The following is a 22,548-nucleotide window of genomic DNA, read 5'->3' as shown; positions in this document are numbered from 1 at the left end:
AGAGAAGTCGGGGTCTGTGGGGGATCAGGTGCCCAAAGGCGTTAGCGTGGTGCCTGCTGACCACGGGTCGGCACAGGTGTCCGGGCATCAGGCAGGGGGAATCGTGCGGGTCGGAGCGGGTTCTTGAGGTTGTTGCACACTTCCGACTGGCACCTCGGGCGGTCCTTCCACCGGGTCAACATGCTCGACGCCCAGGCCGAGTTCATCCGCCACCTCGTCACCACCGTGCGCGAGCACGACGTGGACGCGGTGGTCGTCTCGGGAGACGTGTACGACCGCGCGGTCCCGCCACTCGCCGCGGTCGAGCTCTACGACGACGCCCTGCACCGCCTCGCCGACCTCGGCGTGCCCACGGTGATGATCTCCGGCAACCACGACTCGGCCCGCCGCCTCGGCGTCGGCGCCGGACTCATCGACCGCGCCGGCATCCACCTGCGCACCGAGCCCTCGGCCTGCGGGACGCCCGTGGTGCTGTCCGACGCGCACGGAGACGTGGCCTTTTACGGGCTCCCATATCTCGAACCGGCCCTGGTGAAGGGCGAGTTCGGGGTCGAGAAGGCCGGTCACGAGACGGTCCTCGCGGCGGCCATGGACCGCGTCCGCGCCGACCTCTCGGTACGCGCCCTCGGCACCCGGTCCGTCGTCCTCGCGCACGCCTTCGTCACCGGCGGCGAAGCCAGCGACAGCGAACGGGACATCACCGTCGGCGGGGTCGCCGCCGTGCCCGCCGGTGTCTTCGACGGCGTCGACTACACGGCGCTCGGCCACCTGCACGGCTGCCAGACCATCAGCGAGCGCGTCCGCTACTCCGGCTCCCCGCTCCCGTACTCCTTCTCCGAGGCCGACCACCGCAAGACCGTGTGGCTCGTCGACCTGGACGCGACCGGCGGGGTCACCGCGGAACGCCTGGACTGTCCGGTGCCGCGCTCCTTGGCCCGCCTCCGCGGCACCTTGGAGTACCTGCTGACCGATCCGGCACTCGCCCGGCACGAGGAGGCGTGGGTCGAGGCCACGCTCACGGATGCGGTCCGTCCGGCCGATCCCATGGCCCGGCTCGCCGAGCGCTTCCCGCACACCCTCAGCCTCGTCTTCGACCCCGAGCGCTCCCCGGACGACCCGGACGCGACCTACGCCGGACGGCTCGCGGGCCGCAGCGACCAGGAGATCGCCGAGGACTTCGTCGCCCATGTGCGCGGCGCCGGACCCGACGAACACGAACAGGGCGTGCTGCGCGACGCGTTCGACGCCGTGCGCGCCGACGAGACCGTCCGGGAGGTGGCACGGTGAGACTGCACCGGCTCGACATCACGGCCTTCGGACCCTTCGGCGCCGCCCAGTCCGTCGACTTCGACGAACTGTCGGCCGCTGGACTGTTCCTGCTGCATGGGCCGACCGGCGCGGGCAAGACCTCGGTCCTCGACGCCGTCTGCTACGCCCTGTACGGCACCGTGCCGGGCGCCCGGCAGAGCGGCCAGGGCCTGGCCCTGCGCAGCGACCACGCCGCACCCGGCGCCCGCACCGAGGTCACCCTCGAACTGACCGTCGCCGGACGCCGGTTGGAGGTCACCCGACAGCCGCCGTGGGAGCGCCCCAAGAAGCGCGGTTCGGGTACGACGCTGGAGAAGGCGCAGAGCTGGCTGCGCGAGTACGACGCCACCGCCGGCGCCCCGAAGGACCCCGGCGCCTGGAAGGACTTGAGCCGCTCGCACCAGGAGATCGGCGAGGAGATCACCCAGCTGCTCGGCATGAGCCGCGAGCAGTTCTGCCAGGTCGTGCTGTTGCCCCAGGGAGACTTCGCGCGCTTCCTGCGCGCCGACGCCGAGGCGCGCGGCAAGCTGCTGGGTCGGCTCTTCGACACCCACCGGTTCGCCGAGGTCGAGCAGCGCCTCGCCGTGCTCCGGCGGACCGCCGAGGCTCAAGTCCGTGACGGCGACGCCGAGTTGCTGGCCGACGCCCATCGCATGCAGCAGGCCGCCGGTGGCGCGATGGAACTGCCTGAGCTTCAGCCGGGCGAGCCCGGGCTGGCCGAGGCCGTCCTCACCGCCGCCGCGATCGCCCGCAGCACCGCCCGCGAACAGCTCACGGTCGCCCGGTGCCGGCTCACTGCCATGGAGTCCGCGCAGGCGGGTGCCGAGCGTGCGCTGGGTGACGTACGCGAACTGGCCCGGTTGCAGGGGCGGTTCGCGCAGGCGCGGGAGCGGGCGGCGCAGATGGAGGCGCGGGCCGACGGGTACCGGGACGCACAGGCGCGGATGGAACGGGCGCGCAAGGCGGAGGCGGTGGCGCCCGCGTTGGAGCTGCGGGAGTCGGCCGAGAGCGAGCACCGGAGGGCGGCGGCTCGTGAGGCGGATGCGCGTGCCGTGCTTCCGGATTCCTTCGCCGGTGCCGGCGCTGGCGGGCTCGCGGCTGCCGCGCGCCGGGCCGCCGAGGAGCTGGGCGGGCTGGAGTCGGCGCGTCGGGGCGAGCGGCGACTGAGTGAACTCGTGGACGAGCGGGACCAGTTGGACCGCCAGGAACGCGCCGACGAAGGTGTGCTCCAGGAGGCCGAGGCCTGGCTGGCCAGTTGGGAGGAGCTGCGGGCCGAACTCCAGGACGAGGTCGAGTCCGCCCAGCAGGCGGCCACTCGGGCCGAACAGTTGGGCGTGCAGCGGGAGCCCGCCCGCCGGAAACTGGACGCCGCGCGTCAGCGTGACCAGTTCGCGCGGGACACGGAGGACGCCGGACGACAGGTGGTCGTCGCGACGGACCGTGCCCAGAAGGCCCGCGCCGAGTGGCTCGACGTCAAGGAACAGCGGCTGAACGGCATCGCCGCCGAACTGGCCGCCCAGCTCACCGACGGCGACCCCTGCGCGGTGTGCGGGGCGACCGAACACCCGGCGCCCGCCCGCAAGGACGCCGGACACGTGGACCGGGAGACCGAAGAGCGCGCGCAGACGGCTTTCCAGTACGCCGACGAACAGCGCGCCGAGGCCGAACGGCGACTCGGTGTCGTACAAAGGGCGTTGGCCGCCGCGCAGGGCGAGGCCGGTGACGCGTCGACCGATCAACTCGTCGAGCAGAGCGAGGAGTTGGAGCGGCTCTACGCGGAGGCCCGGCAGGGTGCTAGCGCCCTGCATCCCGCGCAGGAACGGCTGCGGCAGGCGGAGCGGGAGCGGGAGCGGCGCAGCTCCTCTCAGCAGGAGGCCGCGGTGCGCGCCGCCTCTCGGGTGGCGCGTCGGGACCACCTCGACCGTGAACGGAGCATGCTGGAAGCCGAGTTGGCCCAGGCGCGCGGTGCCGCCGTGAGCGTGGCCGCGCGAGCCGGGCAGTTGGAGCGACAGGCCGCTCTGCTCACCGAGGCGGCTGATGCCGCGCGGGCCGCCGAGGACACCGCCCAGCGGCTCAAGGACGCCGACGCCCGGCTCGCCGACGCGGCCTTCCGGGCCGGTTTCGACACCCCGCAGGCCGCGGCCGCCGCCCACATCGACGACGACGCCCACCGCGAGCTGCAACGCCGCCTGGACGCCTGGCAGGCGGAGGAGGCCGCGGTCCGTGCCGTCCTGGCCGAGCCCGACACCGCGAACGCCGCTCAACAGCCGCCCGCCGAGCTTGAGTTGGCCGAACGGGCCGCCACCGACGCGTCGTCACGTCTCCGCGATGCCGCCTCCGCGCGCGACGCGGCAGCCGGCCGCTGCACCGAGCTCGACCGGCTCTCCAACCGGTCCGCCACCGCCGTACGCAGACTCGCCCCGCTCCGCGACGAGTACGACCGGGTGGCCCGGCTGGCGACCCTGACGGCGGGCACCTCGGCGGAGAACGAGCGCAAAATGCGCCTGGAGTCGTATGTGCTGGCGGCGCGGCTGGAACAAGTGGCCGCCGCCGCGACCGTGCGTCTGCAGCGCATGTCCTCGGGCCGTTACACCCTCGTGCACTCCGCGGACCGGTCCGGGCGGGGGCGCAGCGGGCTCGGGCTGCACGTCGTCGACGCGTGGACCGGACGTGAGCGCGACACGGCGACGCTGTCCGGCGGCGAGACCTTCTTCGCCTCGCTCGCGCTCGCCCTCGGCCTCGCGGACGTCGTCACGGACGAGGCGGGCGGGGTGCGGCTGGACACGCTCTTCATCGACGAGGGCTTCGGGAGCCTCGACGATCAGACGCTCGACGAGGTTCTCGACGTACTCGACTCGCTGCGGGAGCGGGACCGCAGTGTCGGGATCGTCAGTCATGTGCCTGATCTGCGGCGCAGGATCCATGCGCAGTTGGAGGTCGTGAAGGAGCGGACGGGGTCGACGGTGCGGCAGCGAGGTCAGTGACGGACCCGCGGCGGCATGGTCACTGGCCCAGCGGGCGGCGGGGGAGCGGTGAGGAGTAGACGACGCTGGTCGTGACCGAGCCGAGGGCGCCGATCTTGCCCGAGACCGCTTCGAGGTGGCGCATCGAGCGGGCGGTCACCTTGATGACGAAGCAGTCGTCGCCGGTCACATGGTGTGCCTCCAGGATCTCCGGGGTCACCGCGACCAGGTCGTGGAAGGGCTTGTAGTTCCCGTTCGGGTAGCGCAGCCGCACGAACGCCATGATCGACAGGCCCAGCCGCTCGGGGTCCACGACCGCCGCGTACCCCTGGATGACCCCAGCCTCCTCCAGCCGCCGCACCCGCTCGGTGACCGCGCTGGGCGACATGGAGACGGCCCGCGCCAACTCGGCGAAACTGGCCCGTCCTTCGCGCTGGAGGACGTCGAGGATGCGCCAGTCGGTGGCGTCCGGGGAAAACGTGGTCATGCAGCAGAGATAGCAGGGGAATCACCGGCAGATCAAGGGATGGGCCGGGGATCTCTCCTTCAGGCGGCCGATCGGCAACCGTAGATTTTCTGCCATGACCAGAACTGACCAAGCTGAAAACCCCGTCCTGCGCGTCGCCCCCGCGTTCCCCGCCGAGGCCGCCGCCCACTTCCGCGCGAGCCTCGCCTTCCACGCGGACGTCTCCGACGTCGCCGGTGCGCTCGCGGGCGACGGCGACCCCGGGTTCGTCGTCCTGGACTCCCGTTCCACCGAGTCCTGGGACCAGGGGCACGTCCCCGGCGCGATCCACCTGCCGACCGCACTCATCGCCGAGCAGGCCGCCCAACTCCTCGACAGGGCCGTGCCGGTGGTCACCTACTGCTGGGGCCCCGGCTGCAACGGCGCCCCCCGCGCGGCCCTCGCCCTCGCCGAACTCGGTTACCAGGTCAAGGAGATGCTCGGCGGCTTCGAGTACTGGGTGCGGGAGGGCTTCGCGTACGAGACCTGGGAGGGGCGCGAGCAGCTGGCCGCGGATCCGCTGACGGCGCCCAAGTCCTCGGCGGACTGCGGATGTTGAGGAGGGCCGCGGTCCGCGGAGGGACTGCCTCCGGAAAGGGGAGGGGGACGCGGAGGTGAGGCACGGCCGCGTGTACGGTCGGCGCCATGGTGCGATACGCGGATCCCGGTGCGGTGGAGTGGGTCGAGTCGGGCGGAGGGCCCCTGATAGCGGTGCCGGAGACGGTCCTGCCGTTCTGGGCCGGGGCCGACGGCGAGGAGACCGCGTCCGACTACGACCGGGCCTGCGAGGTCGACGGCTACTGCGGGCTGCTGCCCGTCGGGGACTCCGCCGCGCTGGTCCTGGGTGACGAACCCGCCTCGACCGCCTTCCTGCCGGAACACGGCATGTTCGTACGGTGGACGGCCGCGAACTCCGAGGACGAACTGCTCGCCGAGGTCCCGGCCGCCCTCGCCACGGCGGACTGGGCCGACGAGGTCGACTGGGAGGTGCCGGGGCCGGTCGTCCTCTTCGACTCGGCCTGGCCCGGCACCGAGACCGGCCGGACGGAGAGCCTGCGGGTGGCGCTGGAACCGGGGCGGTACGCGGTGCGCGCGGCCAACGTGCAGCCGGGGCCGGAGACTTGGGTGGGTCTTGTGCAGTTGCGGCGGGTGGCGGGCTGATCGGCAGGGGCGTGCCCGACGGGCGGAAAACCATGTGCGCGGGTCGGCCCCGGTCACCATGATGATCGTCCATGTCACGACTTCCCGAGCCCACCCCCGAAGACCTCCGCCGCGACCCCCTGCCCCTGCGCGGCCGTACCGCCCTGGTCACCGGTGCCAGCAGGCGCGCCGGTATCGGGCATGCCGTGGCCCGGCGGTTGGCCGCGTACGGGGCGAGCGTCTATCTGCATCACCATGTGCCGCACGACGTCGCGATGCCGTGGGGTGCGGACCGGATCGAGGACGTGACCGTCTCCGTGCGGGCCGCCCTCGGCGACCCGGAAGCGCGAGTCGTCGAGGGGCCCGGTGACCTCTCCGATCCTGCCGTCCCCGCCGAATTGATCTCAACTGCCGCCTCCGCGCTGGGCGGTCGGCTCGACATCCTCGTCGCCAACCACGCCCTCAGCGGCAGCGACGGCGACCTCGACACGATCGACGCCGGGATGCTCGACGCGCACTGGGCCGTCGACACGCGCTCGGTGCTGCTCCTCGTCCAGGCCTACGTCCGCCACCGTGCCGCGCTGCCGCCGCGTACCCCGGGCGGGCGCGTGGTGACGATGACGTCCGGACAGGACCAAGGGGGCGGTATGCCGGGGGAGTTGGCGTACGCCCTCCAGAAGGGCGCGCTCGCCTCGGTGACGCGTTCACTGGCGACGACGCTCGCCGAGCACGCGATCACTGTGAACACGGTCAACCCGGGCCCGGTGGACACGGGTTACGCGACCGGGGAGACGTACGACGCGGTCGCCGCCCTTTTCCCCGGCGGCAGTTGGGGGATTCCGGACGACCCGGCCCGCCTCATCGCGTGGCTCGCCACGGACGAGGCGGGTTGGATCACGGGCCAGGTCATCGACTCGGAGGGTGGCTTCCGGCACTGACCCGGCAACTCGTCGACCTGGCAGCCGTACCCCCGTCGTCGGTGTCTAGAGCTGGGTCAGCTCGTCCACCAGGTCGTCCAGGCCCAACGAGCCCTGCGAGAGCGCGGCCATGTGCCAGGCCTTGAGGTCGAACGCCTCGCCCTTCCGCTCGCGCGCCTTCTCCCGGCCGAGCAACCAGGCCCGCTCGCCCAGCTTGTAGCCGATGGCCTGGCCCGGCATGGACAGGTAGCGGGTCAGCTCGCTCTCCACGAAGTCCGCGGGACGGCTGCTGTGCAAGCCGAAGAACTCCTGCGCCAGCGCGGGCGTCCAGCGCTCCCCGGGGTGGAAGGGGGAGTCGTCCGGGATCGTCAGCTCCAGGTGCATGCCGATGTCGACGATCACCCGGGCCGCGCGCATCATCTGCGCGTCCAGATAGCCGAGCCGGCGCTCCGGGTCCGTGAGGAAGCCCAGTTCGTCCATCAGCCGCTCCGCGTACAGGGCCCAGCCCTCCGCGTTGGCGCTGACCATGCCCACGCCCGCCTGGTAGCGGGAGAGGTTCTCCGCCACGTGCTTCCACTGCGCGATCTGGAGGTGATGGCCCGGCACGCCCTCGTGGTACCAGGTCGACACCAGGTCGTAGACGGGGAACCGGGTCTGGCCCATGGTCGGCAGCCAGGTGCAGCCCGGGCGCGAGAAGTCGTCCGACGGGGGCGTGTAGTACGGCGCCGCCGCGCTGCCGGGAGGGGCGATCCGGGACTCGACGCGCCGCACCCGCTCGGCCAGGTCGAAGTGCGTGCCGTCGAGCTCGTCGATGGCCTCGTCCATCAGGGACTGCAGCCAGTCGCGGACCTCGTCGACGCCTTCGATGTGCGTGCCCTGCTCGTCCAGGTGCGCCAGCGCGACCCACGGCGTGGCCGCGCCCGGCAGGACCTTCTCGGCCTCGGCCTTCATCTCGCCGAGCAGCCGGTGGTACTCCGACCAGCCGTACGCGTACGCCTCGTCCAGGTCGAGGTCCGTGCCGTTGAAGTAGCGGACCCAGCGGGCGTACCGCTCGCGGCCCACCACGTCCGGTGAGCCCTCGATCGCCGGCGCGTACACGTTCCGCAGCCAGTCGCGCAGCGCGATCACGGCCTCGGTGGCCGAGCGGGCCGCCGAGTCCAGCTCGGACCTGAGCGTCTCCGGACCGGCCGACGCGTACTGCTCGAACCAGCCGTGCCCCTCGCCGTCCGCGTCGGCCCACTCACCGAGCTGCCCGACGAAGGTGGCGGTGGCGCGCGGCCCGCCGTACAACTTCCGCTCCAGGCCGAGCGCCAGGGACTCCCGATATCCCTCCAGCGCCGTCGGAACCGCGCGCAGCCGCTCCGCGATCGCCGCCCAGTCCTCCTCCGACTGCGCCGGGGTCACGGTGAACACCTGGCGCACCGAGTGGACGGGCGAGCTCAGGTTGCTGACGGCGCGCAGCCCCTCCTCGGCCTCCTGCACGGCCAGCGAGGCGTTCAGCCGCTCGCGCAGCAGGCGCGCGCACCGGCGCTCGATGTCACTGTCCGCCCCCGGCTGCCGCTCGGCCTCGTCGAGCCTCGCCAGCGTCCGGCGCGTCAGTTCCGCGAGGGCCTCGTCGCCCGCGGGTGAGGTGTCGGGCAACCTGCTCGAACTCTCCTTGACGCCGAGGAACGTGCCGATGATCGGATCGAGGGCGACGAGTTCGTCGACGTAGGCGTCGGCGACCTGACGGGGCAGCTGGCTCTTGGTCTCTGACATGCGGTCCATCCTCGTACGAGGGGCCGCCGCGCGTCACCCCGATTGAGCCGGGGGTGCCGCGGGCGGCGGCTGCGGTCCGCACTCCCTACGGTGTTTCGGCGCTCGTGCTCCGCACAGCCCCCTCGCCGACCGGAGCGTCCGCGACCAACCGGGCCGTGACGACCAAGGTCCCTTCCTCGATCTGGTAGTCGAGCGGCAGCTCAAGGCCCCGCATGGCCGCGACCATGCCCGTGTTGGACGCCTGCGTCACCGCGTACACGCTCTCGCAGCCCGCCTCGACCGCCATCGCCACCAGCCGCGCCAGCAACTCGCCCCCGATACCGCGCCGCTGCCACTTGTCCTCGACGAGCAGCGCGACCTCCGTCTCGTCCCCGTCCCACAGCAGATGACCGAGCCCGACGATCCGCCCTGACGCGGTCTGCACCGCGAGGGTGCGGCCGTAGCGCGGGCTGAGGAGGTGGTTGAGATAGCGGTCCGCGTCGCCGACCGGACCGTGGTACCGCATGGCGAGCGTGCGCGGCGAGCACCGCTCGTGCATCTCCTTCGCGGCCTCCACATCACCCGCGTCGGCCCTTCGTACGGTGATCTCGTTGCCCTCGGGCAGCGTCAGTACGTCCTGGCTGCGCGGCACCCGCGGCCCGAGCCGGGCGTCCAGCTCCACCAGCGCCCGCGCCCGCGCGAACTCGGTCGGCGTGAACGGCAGATACGGCCGCTCCACGGTGATCACGCCACCCTCGGGCGCCCGCAGCCGCAGCACGGTGTCCTCCAGCGCGCCCTCGACCGGCGCGCCCTCCGAGGCCCGGGCACCGGCGGCGACCGGTACGGCGGGCGACTGGCGGATGGTGCACCGGCCCAGCAACTGCCGCAGCGCCAGCGGCAGTTCCGCCGCGTCCAGGGCGGTACGGGTGGCCAGACCGAGGACCCGGGTCGGCGCGTCGACCAGGTCGTGGGCGTCCGCCCGCTCGATCCAGGTGTCGCTGCCGCCGGACGACGCGATCACCCGGGTCAGCTCCGAGGCGGCGAGCCCGGCCGGGGCCCGCAGCAGGAACTCGTCCACCGTGCCCGCGCCCAGCGGATGCGTCTGCAGGCTCAGAATGTCGACCCGGTGCCCGGCCAGCGCCGTGCACAGCACCGCCAGTGATCCCGGTTCGTCCTTCACCGTCGTCCGCAACCGCCACAGCGTGCTCTCCGCGGGCACGGTCTCCTGCGGCGCCGACGAGGGGTCGGACGGCCCGGCCTGCTGAACCTCGGTCAGCGGCCGGGCACCGGTATCGCTCGTCGGTGGCGCATGACCGTGGCGGCGTGACCACCATGTGTGGAACACCGCCGTGGCGGCCAGCAGGACCGCCGAGATCACCAGCAGCGCCGGTCCGTCGGGTCCGTGCCCGACCAGGTTCGCCACCCCGTCCGCCACGGCGACCGCCGTGAACAGGGCGGCGAGCTCGACGACGTCCCGCCGCCAGTGGTGCACCGGACGACCGTCCTTCGCACGCGTCACATCAGACATGTCTCGACTCATGCAGCCACTGTGAAGGAAGGGTGTTGCGTGATCACGAACGCTCTGTGACTGATCGGTAAAGCGTGGTTATGCCCTTTTTGTAGATTTCTCAACAGTCGCAGGGGTGGACGACGTGCGCGCTGGTGGGGTACCGGGTGCGCGGTTGCGCCTACGTCATGCGGCTACCTCCACGGCCAGCGCACTGCGCAGTCGGCGCGCCTGCGTCACCAGACGGGAGGAGCCCCGCCGGTCCGCCGTCTGCGTCAGGTGCGGCAGCTCTCCCTGCGCCCCGGTGCGCTCGGCACACTCCGCGGCCACGCCCAGCAGCTCCCCCACTCCGCGCGCGGACGACCCCGCCGAGTCGCCCGCGAGCGCGGCGAGCAGCACCGGCAACGTGTGCCGCAGCACGTCCCAGATCGTCGCGTTCGCCCCCGTGGCCGCCGCCGTACGCACCGACTCCGCGAGCCGCAGCGGCTTCACCGCCCCGCTCCCTATCAACTGGCCGAGGTCGGCGCCCAGTTGGGCCGCGTCCAGCTGACCCCGCGCCGCCAGGGTCAGCAGTGCGTCCACCGCGGCGAGCCGGTCCTCGGGATGCCGCGCGCCGAGCCCGTACGCCACGCACAGATGCACGGCCTCGCCCGCCTCGCCGCCGGACTCGGCGAGGTGCGGCAGGACGGCGGCTGCGCCTCGGGCGTCGTCCACGGCGGCGGAGGCGACGTCCGTCACCAGTCGCGCCGCCACGAGTTCGCGCCGCTCGGGGAGTAGGGCGAGCCAGTGTGGGCGTATGTCGTGGTTCCAGTGGTGGCAGTGCCAACGGCCCTTGACGAAGGTGGGCGTCGGCCGGCCCAGTGAGCGGTAGTCGGCGAGGAAGTCCTCCTGCAACTCGGGGAGTTCACCCAGCTCGATCAGGACACGCGTGCCGGAGGTGCGGCGCTGTGACGTCGGCAGGTCCGCGCCCTCGGCGGTGAGCCACGCGGCGAGTCTCTCGCCCTCCCTGGTGCCCAGCGCCGCCGCCCTTTTCGCGGCCGTCACGGCGGCGGCACGGTCTGCACGCCGCACCCGCAGGAGCGCCTGCGCGAAGTCGCTCGCCACGACCCGCGCGCCCAGGCGCCGGTACTCGGCGAGACGGTCCACGAGTTCGGCCGGCTCCAGCAGGCCCGTGCTCCAGGTCGGGGTCGACAGCAGGAAGGGCGGCGGATCGGACCGCAGCCGGTACGCGATCTCCCACAGCCGACTCTGGAAAGCCCCCGCCAGGCCGCTGTGCCGGCACTCCTGGCCGGTGGTCGGCTGAGTGACGAGTGAGTGGAGCAACCGCGTGACCTTCCGGTCGGGCGTCGGCGGGTCCGTCCTGCCGCTCAGGGCGGCGAGGATCAGATCCAGGCCGGTGGACCCGTCTCCCACGTGGAAGTTGTCCCTGCTGAAGCGGGCCCATGCCGTCGCCACGTCCTCGGGGTCGTCACCGTGCCACCAGCGACGCACGAGTACCGGCTCCAGCGCCTCCAGCACGGCGCCCCGATCCTGGTGGGCATGGCGCACCAGCCCGTCCAACGCCCGCTCGAACGCGGCAACCCCGGGCTCGCCGGCCATGGCCGCGCCCACCTCCTCGGCCACCTCGACCGCCGAGGCCGGCGCGGGCGCGAGACGCGTCGGCTCCGGCACCGGCGGCAGGACCTCCTCGTACGGGACCGGCCGCACCGGCTCGATCGCGCTGCCCAGTACCTTTGCCGCGCGAGCCCGCAGTCCCGGGATCAACTGCTCGGCGGCGACGGCCAGTTCGGCGTGCGCCTCGGTGTTCTCGATCTTCCCGGCATGGCGCTCCACCAGCTTCAGCGCCCGCTCCTGCACGTCCGAGTCCTCGTGCCCGAAGGCCTGCGCGACAGCTGGCAGCAGCACCTCGGCCGTCTTCGCGCCCCGGTTCAACGCCTTGCCGAGCAGCACCAACTGCGCCCGTACGAGCTTCTTCTCGGTGCGGAACAGCACCGCGTCCGACATCTCCGCCAGCCGCTCCGGCGGCAGCTCGCCGTCCAGGGCCAGCGAGGCCAGCACCGACTGCGCGTGCGACGCCACCGGGGAGACGGCGTCGGCGGTCAGCGCCAACCAGTCGGCGGTGCGCTCCAGTTGCTCCTCGCGAGTGAGCGCCAGGGACGTCAACAGGCGCAGGAACACCCGGTTGTCGGCGGTCGAGCCGCCCCGCAGCAGCCGGGCGACACAGGCGTCGACCGTCGTCCGTCGGTCCAGGGCCCCGTCGACCGTGAGCCGAGCGAGGGCGTCGGTCCAGCTGTTCGGCCCTTCGCGCGGGGTCCACTCCAGACGGCTGCCGATCTCGGCGGTCTCGAACAGCGCGGTCACCAGGTCGGTGAGATACGCGTCCTTGCGCAGCCGGTCCAGCACGCTGTCCCCGTGCTGCCAGAGGCTGTTGATGTGCTGCGCCCAGCCCATGACGTACGCCTCGGTGGTCGGCACCGGGCAGCCGGACAGCCGCACCAGACCGGCCATCAGCTCGTACGGCACGTCGGACGCGACAGGCCGCTCGGCGAGCCGCCCCGTCAGATCGGCGAGCCACTCCGGCGGGCGGTCGCCCAGGAGGCGCAGCAACAGGGCGGGGGACGTCCGGGACCAGCGCATGTCTGCCGCGGCGATCCAGGTCGCGACGGCCGCGGCGCCTGTCTGGCACGCCACCCCGGCCGCGTACAGAGGCGGGTAGGCGCGGCGGGATCCCGCCGCCCAGGGGTCCGCTCTGAGTTCTTTGCGCAACGCCTTCAACTCCGGGAACAGCGCCCGCCGTTCGGCATCGGTCAGCTCGTCCAGCAGACCCACCACCTCGGCCGTCCGCCCGGCCCGTACCGCTTCCATCAGCTCACTCATCGCGCACCCCCGTCGACCCGAACCTCGACCTGTTCCTCTGAGACCTGCTTCACGGAGACCTGGTCCAGCCCGACCTGCTCCAGGCCAACCCGCTCCACCGCGCCGGCGCCCCGCCGCACCATCCGCACCGCCAGCGCGTGCTTGCACGGCCCCCGTCCACCCCGGTACTTCGCCCACCACAGACAGCTGCAGCTGAGCACCCCCGCCTCGTCCCGCACCCGGTGCGCGTGGCCGTCCTCCGCCGTCACCGTCGCCAGGACGCCGTCGAGCCGGACCGCACCAGCGGCCACCAGTCCCCGGGCCGCGCGCAGTCTCGGGTTGTGCTTCTCCACCCGCTCGGCGTCGTACGGCAGTTCACGATGGAAGTAGGCCGCCTCCGCGGTGTCGTACCCGACCCGGCCGGAGGTGCCCAGCCGGACCAGCGCCGCCCGGACCCGCTCGGCCGTGAGGCCTGAAGCGGTGGCGAGGTCGGCGATGTCGACGCGGGGCTCCCAGGCCAGGAGCACCGAGATCAACTCCGCGTCCTCGGCGGCCTCGTCGGTGGCCAGCGCGTCCAGTACACCGCCTTCGCCGGAGAACCCGCGCGAGGCGTCCGGCGACAATGTCAGCGTGAGCCGCATGCCCGGCAGCACGGCTTCCCAGGCGCTGGCCGTGGCATCGGCGCCCGAGACCGCGGGGCCGTAGACGCGCAGTGCCGTCGCGTGCCGCAGGATGCGCTGGAGTGCGATCAGCCGCTCCGGTCCCGGCAGGCACACCGCTCCGGACACCGCGCGCGTGGTCGGCCGCAGGGCACCGCCGGCGGGCACCACCCAGCGCGGTCCGGCCGAGCCGCGTCCGCCGCCGCGGGGCAGTGCGCGCAGGAACCGTACGGCGTCGGCGGCGGGCAGTTCGGCCCGTAGATCGAAGCCCGCCGCGATCACCTGGGCCTCCGCGAACCCGCGCAGCCACCGGTCCGGCAGCGGCACCTTCTTCTCCACGACCGCGCCGCCCAGCGTCGTCACGGCCAACTCCTCGGGGCCGACCCGCAGATGGAGCGGATCGTCCGAGCCGATCCGGGAAAGGGCCTCGCGCAGCGGGTTGTTGACGTCGACGTTCGTCGTGCCGTGCCCCACCTCGCCGCCGTCCAGGCCCGGCGCCAGGACGTCCAGGCGGGCGTACACCCCGCCGCAGCCCGAGAAGGACTCGAAGCGCAGCCGGTCGCCGTTGCCCGTCACCACCGGGTCGAGCGAGGCGCGCAGCAGGCGCTGGTAGTACCGTGCGGCGGCCACGTCCGCCACCGCGAGCAGCCCGGCGGCGGCCACCTGAGGGGATGTCAGAAAGCCCGTGAAGAAACGGGGGTGGTCCTCGACACCGGTCGGCGTCGCACCCCGTGAGGTCTCCAGTCCCAGGCGCCGCTCACCCGCCGCGGACTCCAGCGCGGAGGGTCGGCGGTAGGCCACGGCCTGCAAAGATCGCGTCATGGAAAAACCGTAGAGGCGACCACTGACAATCGGCCCTGACCTGCGAAAACGGCCTGGCGTAGAGGGACTTCACACACGTGGGCGCAGACCGCGCACCGGGGGATGACGCCGGTGCGCGGTACAGGGACAAGGGTACGGGAGCCGGAGGCGGGGAAGTTACTGCCCGACCCGGCCCGGCTGGAGCGCCTGCGTGAACAACACCGTTCCGTCGTACTCCCGCAGACGCACCGTCAGCTCGCCGCTGTCGCCGTCGATGTCGACCTCGCCGAAGAACTGGTAGCCCTCGGCCGGCGAGACGTTCGCGGTGGTCGGCGCCTTCACGAACACCCGGTCGGGACCGAACGTGCCGTCCAGCGCGCTGGCCGGGAAGGCGCCGGCGTTGAGCGGACCGGAGACGAACTCCCAGAACGGCTCGAAGTCCTTGAACGCGGCCCGCGACGGGTCGTAGTGCTGCGCCGAGGTGTGGTGCACGTCGGCCGTCAGCCACACCGTGCCGGTGATCCGGCGGTGCTTGATGAACCGCAGCAGCTCGGCGAACTGCAGCTCGCGGCCCAGGGGCACGCCCGGGTCGCCCTGAGCGACGGCCTCGATGTTCGCCTTGCCCTCGGTCGCGTCGGGCACGACCAGGCCGAGCGGCATGTCGTTGGCGATCACCTTCCACACCGCACGCGACTTCGCCAGCTCGCGCTTGAGCCACTCCAACTGCTCACGGCCGAGGATGCCCACCGGGTCCGTGGTCTGGTCGTCGGCGGAGTTGGCGTTGCGGTAGGTGCGCATGTCGAGCACGAACACGTCGAGCAGCGGACCGTGGTTGACGACCCGGTAGATCCGGCCGTCCGGACGGCCGCTGATCGTGGAGATCGGGAAGTACTCGGAGAAGGCCCGCCGCGCGCGTACCGCCAGGTCGTCCAGCTTGGTGCCGGCCGGGTAGGGAGTGCCGGTGCCGATGACCTCGCCCGGGTACCAGTTGTTGCGGACCTCGTGGTCGTCCCACTGGATGATGCTCGGCACCTGTGCGTTGAACTGGCGCAGTGCCTTGTCCAGCAGGTTGTAGCGGAAGTTGCCCCGGTAGTCGGCCAGTGTGGTGGCGACGTGTGCCTTCTCCTCGGTGGTGACGTTCCGGTAGACGCTGCCGTCGGGCAGCGTGGCACTCGCGGCGATCGGCCCGTCGGCGTAGATGTTGTCGCCGCTGCACAGGAAGAAGTCCGGGTCCACCTTCGCCATGGCGTCGAAGATCCGGTAGCCGCCGATGGACTCGTTGATGCCCCAGCCCTGTCCCGCCAGGTCGCCGGACCACACGAATTTGACGCCCTTGCGGCGTTTCTCGGACGCCGTGCGGAAGGTGCCGGTCACCGGTTCGCCGGTGCGGCGCGGGTCGTGCGGGTCGGCGAGCAGCACCCGGTAGTGGATCTGCTCGCCCGAAGGCAGTCCGCGCAGCCGGGTGGTGCCGGTGAAGTCAGAGCCCGAGCCCAGCAGCGGGCCGTGGTACCGGCGCGCGTTGCGGAACGACTCCGTGGCGGACGTCTCGACGATCATCCGCGCCGGACGGTCGGAACGCACCCACACCAGACCGGAGTCATGGGTCACGTCTCCCGTCTGCACACCCCAGTCCGCCCGGGGGCGCCCGGACAGGGCGAAGGCCGGCGCGGCGCCGAGGGCGGTGGGCAGGGTCAGGGCCGCGGACGCGGCCAGTGAGCCGCGCAGCACGCTGCGGCGGCCGGGGAACGGACGGTGTGACATGCAGACGCCTCCAGGGACGGGATCCGGCCAGTGGTTCGATCCGGTGGTTCGATGCCGTGTTGCGATGCCACAACTACTGGGACCCCGCAGCGCACACGGAAACCACGAGTGAACAACTGCCCGCGCGGACAGGGTGGGAGGTGTCACACGGAGACGGCCCGGGCCATCAGCCGCACGCCGTCACGGATCCGGGCGGGTGGCAGATGGGCGTATCCCAGGACCAGACGTACGCTCCCGTCCCCCTCCCCGTTCCCGTCGGCATGATCGGCACGCGCGTGCGTGTAGTCGGTCAACAGGCGCACCTCCACACCGGCAGCCGTCACGCGCCCGTGGAAGTCCTCGCGAGGGCCGTACCGCTTCGGCAGATTGACGATGACGTGGAGGCCGGCCGCGATACCGGCCACCGTCGAGCCCGGGAAGTGCTCCTCAAGGGCGGCGACGAGCGCGTCGCGCCGCTCGCGGTACGCGCGCTGGCAGCGGCGCAGCTGACGGTCGTAGTCGCCGCGCTCCACGAACCGGGCGAACAGCGCCTGGTCGAGGGTGGGATGGCCGAGATCCATGGTCCGCTTGCGCTCCACGACCTCGTCGGCCAGCGCCTCCGGGACGAGCAGCCAGCCGAGCCGCAGCCCGGGCGCCAGCGACTTGCTGACCGAGCCCGCATAGGCCACCCGCTCCGGGTCGAGCCCCTGGAGGGCGCCCACCGGCGCACGGTCGTAGCGGAAGTCGCCGTCGTAGTCGTCCTCCATCACGAACCCGTCCACCGACCGCGCCCAGTCGAGCAGTTCGGCACGGCGCCGCGCCGAGTACGCGATCCCGGTGGGGAACTGGTGCGACGGCGTGGTGACCACGGCCCGTACGCCCGTCTCGCGCAGTGCGTCCATGCGGAGACCTTCGTCGTCCAGGCGTACGGGAACGGCGGCGACGCCGGCCGAGGCGTAGAGGGAGTCGTGCTGAGGGCTGCCGGGATCCTCGACGCCGACCGTGCGCAACCCGCGCGCGTGGAGGGCGAATCCGAGCAGCGTCGTCGCCTGGGCCACGCCGGAGACGACCAGGATCCGTTCCGGGTCCGCGACCACGCCCCGGCGCCGTGCCAGCAGTTCCGCCAGCGCCGTACGCAGCCGGGGCAGCCCGCGCGGGTCCGGATAGCCGAGGTCCTGGTGGGGCAACTCGGCCAGCACTCCGCGCTGCGCCGCGGCCCAGGCGGCGCGCGGGAACAGCGACAGGTCCGGCGTCCCGGGCACGAAGTCCGCTCGCGCGCCGGGAGAGCGTGGGGCGAGGTCACGCGCGCGTGGGGGAGCGGACCGCACGGCACCGCCCACCCACGTCCCGGCCCCCCGGCCGCTGCGCAGATAGCCCTCAGCCGTCAACTGCTCGTACGCCTCGGTGATCAGCCCTCGTGAGACCCCGAGGTCGGCGGCGAGATCCCGGCTCGACGGCAACCGGGTGCCCACAGCGAGCCTCCCCGAGCGCACCGCCTCACGCAGCGCCGCCTGCAACGAACGCCCACGCGCGCGTGCCGGCGCCGAGGCGGCGGGGAGCAGCAACTCCCAGGCGGGGGAGGCGGGGAGGGCGGTTGAGTCGGGGGGTGTGGGTGAGGCGGGCGACGGGGTGAGCCGGTTCGCGGACGGTGCCGGGACCGGCCCCGCACCCGTACCTGCACTCCGACCTTCGCCCGGACCTCCGTCCGAACCCCCACCCGAACGCCCACCTGAACCCTCACTCGCCCCCGAATTGGTCTCCGATGACGTCATGGAAGTGGACCTTAAACCGGACCGCCCCGCTCCCTAGCGTCGCTGCCATGAACGCCACCACCGCGCGCGGGTCCCTGCTCGCCGCGCTCGCCTGTGTCCTCGTCGGAGGGTCCTTCACCGCCAACAGCCTCCTCGGTGAATACCCGTACGCGGGCGGCCAGTTCCTGCGCTACGGCCTGGCCTGCGTGCTGCTCGTCCCGCTGGCCGGCGCGGGCGCCACGGCCCGGCTGCGGGCGCTCACACTCCGCCAGTGGGCCCGCCTCGCGCTGCTGGCCGCCGTGGGCATGGTCGGCTTCAACCTCGCGGTCATCGCCGCCGAACGCACCGCGGAACCGGCGGTGCCCGGCGTTTTCGTCGGCTGCGCCCCCGTGGTCGTGGCGGTCGTCGTCCCGCTCCTGGAGGGCCGCCGGCCCCGACGCGTCGTGCTGTACGGGGCGCTGCTCGTCGCGTTCGGGGCGTGCACGGTCCAGGGTTGGGGGCGCACCGACGGGACCGGACTGGCCTTTTCCGCCTGCGCGTTGGCCGGCGAGGTGGGCTTCGCCGTCCTCGCCGTGCCTGTCCTGCGGCCGCTGGGGCCACGGTTGCTGTCCGCCACGGTGTGCGGTGTCGCAGCCGTCGAGTCCGCGGTGGCCGGCCTGCTGCTGGACGGGTCGGGGTGGTTGCGGCGCCCCGACGCCACCGAGGCCGTCGCGCTGCTGTGGCAGGCGGCGATCGTCACGGTGATCGGCTTCGTGTGCTGGTACATGGGCATGCAGCGGCTCGGCGCGGAGCGCGCCACGCTCTTCTCCGGCCTCATCCCGGTAGCCGCGGCCTGCACCGCCCCGCTCGTCGGAACGGGCTCCTACGGGGCCGCCCAGGCCGCAGGCAGCGCCCTTGTCGGTGCCGGAGTCGCCCTCGGATCAGGCGCGTTGGGGCTCGGCATCCGCGGACCGGGCCGGCGTCGGCACGCGGCTGCCGTCGAGGATGACGCGGGAGACCAGCGCCGGGTCGTCGTTCATCGGGCAGTGCCCGCAACCGGGCAGCCGTACCAGGCGGGCCTTCGGAATGATGTGCTTGGCGCGCACGCCCTGGCGGCGCACGAGCAGCATGTCCCTGGTGCCCCAGGCCACGGTGACCGGAATACCGGGGATGTCGTCGGTGAACTGGACGGAGCCGCCCGCCCGGAGGGTCGCGTCGAACCCGGTGGCCTGCGCCAGGGCCAGCGTCTCGGCGACCACGGCCTCGGGTGAACGGCGGCCGGGACGGGCGTAGATGGTGCTGGTCAGCATCGTGCGGCCGGCCGCCGAGCGGGACAGTCGCTCGACCAGGGGCAGCGGCAGCTGCCGGGAGATCCGGCGCATCGCGATCAGGACGCCGAAGGCGTAACGCCGTTCGGCCTCCGACCAGAATCCGGCCGGGGACAGGGCGGTCACCGAGCGCGCGAGCTTCTCCCGGCCGAGCTCCAGGGCGAGCAGTCCGCCGAGCGAGTTGCCCGCCACATGCGGCCGGTCGAGCTCCAGCGCCTCGCAGAACGCGCCGAAGACGGCCGTCGTCGTCGGCAGGTCGTAGGCGAGGCCGTCCGGCAGCGCCGGGGACGCGCCGAACCCGGGCAGGTCCACCGCGATCACGTCCCGCTCGGTCGCCAGGATGTCCACGATCGGGTCCCAGACCTGCCGGTGGTGGCCGATGCCGTGGAGCAGGAGCAGCGGTTCGCCGCGGCCCACGCGCGCGTAGGACACGGTGACGGGCCGGGGGCCGTTCGGAGAGGGGACCTCGAAGGAGACGGTGGTGGACATGGGGGTGCTCCTCGACCGGGACGCGAAGACGGACGCTGGGTAGACAGCTTGTCAGCAATTGCTACCGACGGGTAGCCCCCGGCGCCGTTCACGTCAGGGCCGTACGGATCGACGCCCTCTCTGCGCCCTCCGCCCCTCCCCTCAGTGCCCCCTGCGCACCTCCAGGTTGAACTCCGCGTGCCCCAGGTGCCGGAAGAGGTCGAGCCAGAGCGGGAGCAGCATCTCCACGCTGCGTGCCGAGCGGATGCCGCCCAGGTCGAGCACCCGGTGCGGGGGCCAGCCGAACTCCCCGAGCATGCGCGTCACCTGCGCCTTGGCGTCCGCGTCGTCCCCGCTCACGAAGACCTGGTGCTCGCCGGGGACCAGCGAGGGTTCCACCATCACCTGGGAGTTGACGGTGTTGAGCGTCTTCACCACGCGCGCGTGGGGGAACGCCCGCTGGATCTGCTCGCCCAGGCTGTCCGACTCGACCGGCGACAGCCGCAACTCGCCGTCCTCGAACGCCATGGGGTTCGCGACGTCGACCAAGACCTTCCCGTCGAGGTGCGCCGCCCCGGCCGCCTCCAGCACGGCGAGCGCCACCTGGCCGCCGACGGCGTTCACCACCACCTCGGCGGACGAGGCGGCCTCCGCGAACGTACCCGCGCGAGCGCCCGCACCGGCGCTTCGAGCCCACTCCAAGGCCGCGGGATTGTCCTTCGTGCGGGAGCCCAGCGTCACCTCGTGGCCCAGCTCCGCCAGCTTGCCGCCGAGCGTGCGGCCCACCTCGCCCGTGCCCAGGATCGCGTACCGCATGGCCACCTCCGTGCGTCGCTGCCGCCGACCACCGGCGGCCCGCCGGTCATTCTGCTCCTGGAACCGCGGGTTCCTCCTGGACAGGGGCGTACGGGTCGCGTGGGATGGTGCCGTGACGACCGACACCGAGACCGACGTCTTCGAAGCGCACCGCCCCGTCCTTCTGGGGGTCGCCTACCGCATGCTCGGGCGGGTGGCCGACGCCGAGGACGTCGTCCAGGAGGCCTGGCTGCGCTGGTCCGGCGCCGACCACGCACAGGTGCGCGAGCCGCGCGCCTACCTCGTGCGCGTCACCACCCGCCTCGCCATCGACCGACTGCGCCAGGTCAAGGCCCGCAACGAGGCGTACGTCGGCCCCTGGCTGCCCGAGCCGTACGTCACCGAGTTCGGCGACACCGTCCCCGACACCGCCGAGCGGGCCGTGCTCGCCGACTCCGTCTCGCTGGCCGTCCTCGTCGTCCTGGAGTCGCTCTCGCCCCTGGAACGCGCGGTATTCGTCCTGCGGGAGGCCTTCGGATACCCGTTCGCGGACATCGCCGCCATGCTCGACCGGGGCGAGCCGGCGGTACGTCAGCTCGCCGCGCGGGCCCGCAAGCACGTGGACGAGCGGCGACCGCGCTACGAGGTCGATCCCGGCCGGCGCCGCGACCTCACCGAGCGGTTCCTCGCCGCGGCGGCCGAGGGCGACCTGGAGGGGCTCCTGGAGCTGCTCGCGCCGGATGTGCGCCTGGTGGCCGACAGCGGCGGCAAGTCCCGGGCGCCGCTGCGGGTCCTGGACAGCGCCGACAAGGTCGGCCGCTTCCTCCTCGGGGCGGCACGCAAGGGCGTACCGGACCCGTCCTTCCGCTTCATGGAGCTCAACGGCGGCCCCGCGATCGTGGCCCTGTCGGCCGGCAAGCCCGACAGCGTCTTCCAGCTGGACATCTACGAGGGTCGTATCCAGGCCGTCTACATCATGCGCAACCCCGACAAGCTGGCGTCCCTGGACGTGGAGTAGCCGAGGGCGCCGGAGAGCGCCTCGCCGGACGAGACAAAGCCCCCGCTTCACTACGGGGGCTTTGCCGTGATGTCACAAATGCGGTCCGGCGCGAACGCCCCATGAACGCTGCGCTGCACAGCTGCTGTGGGTTGCGTACGGGATCGAGGATTGGTCTTGACCAAGGGTTTGGGCCGCCCTATGGTCGCAGATAAGTGCAACAACCTTTAATAAACAAGGGCGCTAAAACGCCGCCGGACCACGGCGATCGCGGAGGACAGGGTGGGGACCACGCAGCTGGAATCGGTACCGGAACCGAAGTACTGGCATCTCAGGACGGTGTTGAGCGAGGCACTGGACTCCGAATTCACCGTGGGCGAGATCCTGCCCAACGAACGCGACCTCGCCGCGCGCTTCGGCGTCGCCCGCGCCACGCTCCGTCAGGCGCTGGAGCAGCTCGAACTGGAAGGCAGGCTGCACCGCCGTCGCGGTGTCGGCACGACCGTCGCGCCCCCGCGTGTGGGCGTGGCCGTCGGCACCGAGCAGCACGCCTGGCCGGGCGCCGCGGGGGACGTCTGGCAGCCCGTCGACTGCACGGTCACGGCGCCGCCCGCGGCCGTCACCGCCGCCCTGGAGGCCGGCCAGGACGAGCCGGTGCACATCGTGCGCCGCTCCCGCGTCTCCAAGGGGCAGCCCGTCGCCGCGGAGCTGCTCTACATCCCGGAGTCGTCGGTCCCCGACCTCTCCGCCATAGACGCCCCGTCAGGACCCGCACGCGCGCGTGCCGTTCTGCGCGAGCTGCAGCGGCTGGAGCTGGAGGGCCAGGACAGCTCCGTGGAGCTCGGCTCGGCGCGCGCGGACGACGCCAAGGAACTGGACCGGCTCCCGGGCGCGCCCGTCCTCGTCGTCACCACCCGCTTCCTCGCCGCAGGGCGCACGGCCGCGCTGTCCGTCGCCACCTACCGGGCGGACACCTGCCGGCTGACTTTCGGTGACTCCGGGGGCGTGGAGATCCACGAGGGGCCCGAACGCCAGGCGTCCTGACCCCCGCCGGCCACAAACGCCCCGCGCCCCGGAACTCCTCCGGGGCGCGGGGC

The 22,548-nt window shown here is 72.7% G+C and carries 16 protein-coding genes and 1 pseudogene; 8 read left to right on the top strand and 9 right to left on the bottom strand.

The genetic code is table 11. The annotated features are described in order from the left end of the window. Positions 1-123 precede the first annotated feature (123 nt). The gene (locus ACWDR3_RS18710) at positions 124-1,287 is read left to right on the top strand and encodes an exonuclease SbcCD subunit D (RefSeq protein ID WP_450353592.1); all 1,164 of its coding nucleotides are present in this window, start codon (positions 124-126) and stop codon (positions 1,285-1,287) included. Further along, on the top strand, positions 1,284-4,292 hold the full coding sequence (locus ACWDR3_RS18705; protein ID WP_450353591.1) for an AAA family ATPase: 3,009 nt from the start codon (positions 1,284-1,286) through the stop codon (positions 4,290-4,292). The genes ACWDR3_RS18710 and ACWDR3_RS18705 overlap by 4 nt, the downstream gene beginning before the upstream one ends. A gap of 19 nt (positions 4,293-4,311) precedes the next feature. Here ACWDR3_RS18705 and ACWDR3_RS18700 read toward each other — a convergent pair whose 3' ends face one another. Beyond that, positions 4,312-4,758 carry an Lrp/AsnC family transcriptional regulator gene (locus ACWDR3_RS18700; RefSeq protein WP_450353590.1) on the bottom strand — a complete coding sequence of 149 codons (447 nt, stop codon included), beginning with the start codon at positions 4,756-4,758 and terminating at the stop codon, positions 4,312-4,314. Positions 4,759-4,852: 94 nt separating this feature from the next. On the opposite strand from ACWDR3_RS18700, the gene ACWDR3_RS18695 reads away from it, so the two are divergent. The 3 genes from ACWDR3_RS18695 to ACWDR3_RS18685 all read left to right on the top strand — a co-directional run bounded on the left by ACWDR3_RS18695 (position 4,853) and on the right by ACWDR3_RS18685 (position 6,854). Beyond that, on the top strand, positions 4,853-5,335 hold the full coding sequence (locus ACWDR3_RS18695) for a rhodanese-like domain-containing protein (RefSeq protein WP_450353589.1): 483 nt from the start codon (positions 4,853-4,855) through the stop codon (positions 5,333-5,335). A gap of 86 nt (positions 5,336-5,421) precedes the next feature. Then, positions 5,422-5,937: an immunity 21 family protein gene (locus ACWDR3_RS18690; protein ID WP_450353588.1), complete on the top strand. Its 516-nt coding sequence runs from the start codon at positions 5,422-5,424 to the stop codon at positions 5,935-5,937. Positions 5,938-6,008: 71 nt separating this feature from the next. Next, a complete protein-coding gene (locus tag ACWDR3_RS18685; protein ID WP_450353587.1) occupies positions 6,009-6,854 on the top strand; it encodes an SDR family oxidoreductase in 846 nt (281 codons plus the stop codon). Positions 6,855-6,899: 45 nt separating this feature from the next. Here ACWDR3_RS18685 and ACWDR3_RS18680 read toward each other — a convergent pair whose 3' ends face one another. The 6 genes from ACWDR3_RS18680 to pdxR form a co-directional block, all read right to left on the bottom strand. After that, on the bottom strand, positions 6,900-8,591 hold the full coding sequence (locus ACWDR3_RS18680; protein ID WP_450353586.1) for a DUF885 domain-containing protein: 1,692 nt from the start codon (positions 8,589-8,591) through the stop codon (positions 6,900-6,902). Positions 8,592-8,676: 85 nt separating this feature from the next. After that, positions 8,677-10,062: a GNAT family N-acetyltransferase gene (locus ACWDR3_RS18675; RefSeq protein ID WP_450353644.1), complete on the bottom strand. Its 1,386-nt coding sequence runs from the start codon at positions 10,060-10,062 to the stop codon at positions 8,677-8,679. Positions 10,063-10,263: 201 nt separating this feature from the next. Continuing rightward, a complete protein-coding gene (locus ACWDR3_RS18670; RefSeq protein ID WP_450353585.1) occupies positions 10,264-12,954 on the bottom strand; it encodes a DUF6493 family protein in 2,691 nt (896 codons plus the stop codon). After that, entirely contained in the window at positions 12,951-14,414 is a 1,464-nt protein-coding gene (locus tag ACWDR3_RS18665) for an SWIM zinc finger family protein (RefSeq protein ID WP_450353584.1), read from the bottom strand. Before ACWDR3_RS18665 ends, ACWDR3_RS18670 begins: the two co-directional genes overlap by 4 nt. Before the next feature lie 156 nt (positions 14,415-14,570). Beyond that, positions 14,571-16,154: an alkaline phosphatase D family protein gene (locus ACWDR3_RS18660; RefSeq protein WP_450353583.1), complete on the bottom strand. Its 1,584-nt coding sequence runs from the start codon at positions 16,152-16,154 to the stop codon at positions 14,571-14,573. 143 nt (positions 16,155-16,297) lie between these two features. Continuing rightward, a complete protein-coding gene (gene pdxR, locus ACWDR3_RS18655) occupies positions 16,298-17,698 on the bottom strand; it encodes a MocR-like pyridoxine biosynthesis transcription factor PdxR (protein WP_450353582.1) in 1,401 nt (466 codons plus the stop codon). Between the two features lie 197 nt (positions 17,699-17,895). Here pdxR and ACWDR3_RS18650 point away from each other — a divergent pair. After that, positions 17,896-18,741, top strand: a pseudogene (locus ACWDR3_RS18650) (DMT family transporter); the annotation flags it as partial. 63 nt (positions 18,742-18,804) lie between these two features. On the opposite strand, the gene ACWDR3_RS18645 reads toward ACWDR3_RS18650, so the two are convergent. Both ACWDR3_RS18645 and ACWDR3_RS18640 read right to left on the bottom strand, forming a co-directional pair. After that, positions 18,805-19,680 (bottom strand): alpha/beta fold hydrolase, encoded by an 876-nt coding sequence (locus tag ACWDR3_RS18645; protein ID WP_450353581.1) that lies wholly within the window; start codon positions 19,678-19,680, stop codon positions 18,805-18,807. A 141-nt stretch (positions 19,681-19,821) separates the two neighbouring features. Beyond that, complete coding sequence (locus ACWDR3_RS18640; RefSeq protein ID WP_450353580.1) at positions 19,822-20,475, bottom strand: NADPH-dependent F420 reductase; 654 nt, start codon at positions 20,473-20,475, stop codon at positions 19,822-19,824. Between the two features lie 112 nt (positions 20,476-20,587). Here ACWDR3_RS18640 and ACWDR3_RS18635 point away from each other — a divergent pair, with 112 nt between their 5' ends. Further along, entirely contained in the window at positions 20,588-21,472 is an 885-nt protein-coding gene (locus tag ACWDR3_RS18635) for an RNA polymerase sigma-70 factor (protein ID WP_450353579.1), read from the top strand. Between the two features lie 261 nt (positions 21,473-21,733). Next, positions 21,734-22,495 carry a GntR family transcriptional regulator gene (locus ACWDR3_RS18630; protein WP_450353578.1) on the top strand — a complete coding sequence of 254 codons (762 nt, stop codon included), beginning with the start codon at positions 21,734-21,736 and terminating at the stop codon, positions 22,493-22,495. Positions 22,496-22,548 lie beyond the last annotated feature (53 nt).

Source organism: Streptomyces sp. NPDC001002 (assembly GCF_053599215.1).
The sequence above is the reverse complement of the archived record's forward strand: the minus strand, read 5'-3'. Positions and strand labels throughout refer to the sequence as shown.

Bases quoted from the DNA above. Each gene is read 5' to 3' on its own strand.
- ACWDR3_RS18640 (WP_450353580.1), bottom strand. From the start codon at position 20,475: ATGCGGTACGCGATCCTGGGCACGGGCGAGGTGGGCCGCACGCTCGGC.
- ACWDR3_RS18665 (WP_450353584.1), bottom strand. From the start codon at position 14,414: ATGACGCGATCTTTGCAGGCCGTGGCCTACCGCCGACCCTCCGCGCTG.
- ACWDR3_RS18670 (WP_450353585.1), bottom strand. From the start codon at position 12,954: ATGAGTGAGCTGATGGAAGCGGTACGGGCCGGGCGGACGGCCGAGGTG.
- ACWDR3_RS18695 (WP_450353589.1), top strand. From the start codon at position 4,853: ATGACCAGAACTGACCAAGCTGAAAACCCCGTCCTGCGCGTCGCCCCC.
- ACWDR3_RS18645 (WP_450353581.1), bottom strand. From the start codon at position 19,680: ATGTCCACCACCGTCTCCTTCGAGGTCCCCTCTCCGAACGGCCCCCGG.
- ACWDR3_RS18700 (WP_450353590.1), bottom strand. From the start codon at position 4,758: ATGACCACGTTTTCCCCGGACGCCACCGACTGGCGCATCCTCGACGTC.
- ACWDR3_RS18680 (WP_450353586.1), bottom strand. From the start codon at position 8,591: ATGTCAGAGACCAAGAGCCAGCTGCCCCGTCAGGTCGCCGACGCCTAC.
- ACWDR3_RS18685 (WP_450353587.1), top strand. From the start codon at position 6,009: ATGTCACGACTTCCCGAGCCCACCCCCGAAGACCTCCGCCGCGACCCC.
- ACWDR3_RS18660 (WP_450353583.1), bottom strand. From the start codon at position 16,154: ATGTCACACCGTCCGTTCCCCGGCCGCCGCAGCGTGCTGCGCGGCTCA.
- ACWDR3_RS18690 (WP_450353588.1), top strand. From the start codon at position 5,422: ATGGTGCGATACGCGGATCCCGGTGCGGTGGAGTGGGTCGAGTCGGGC.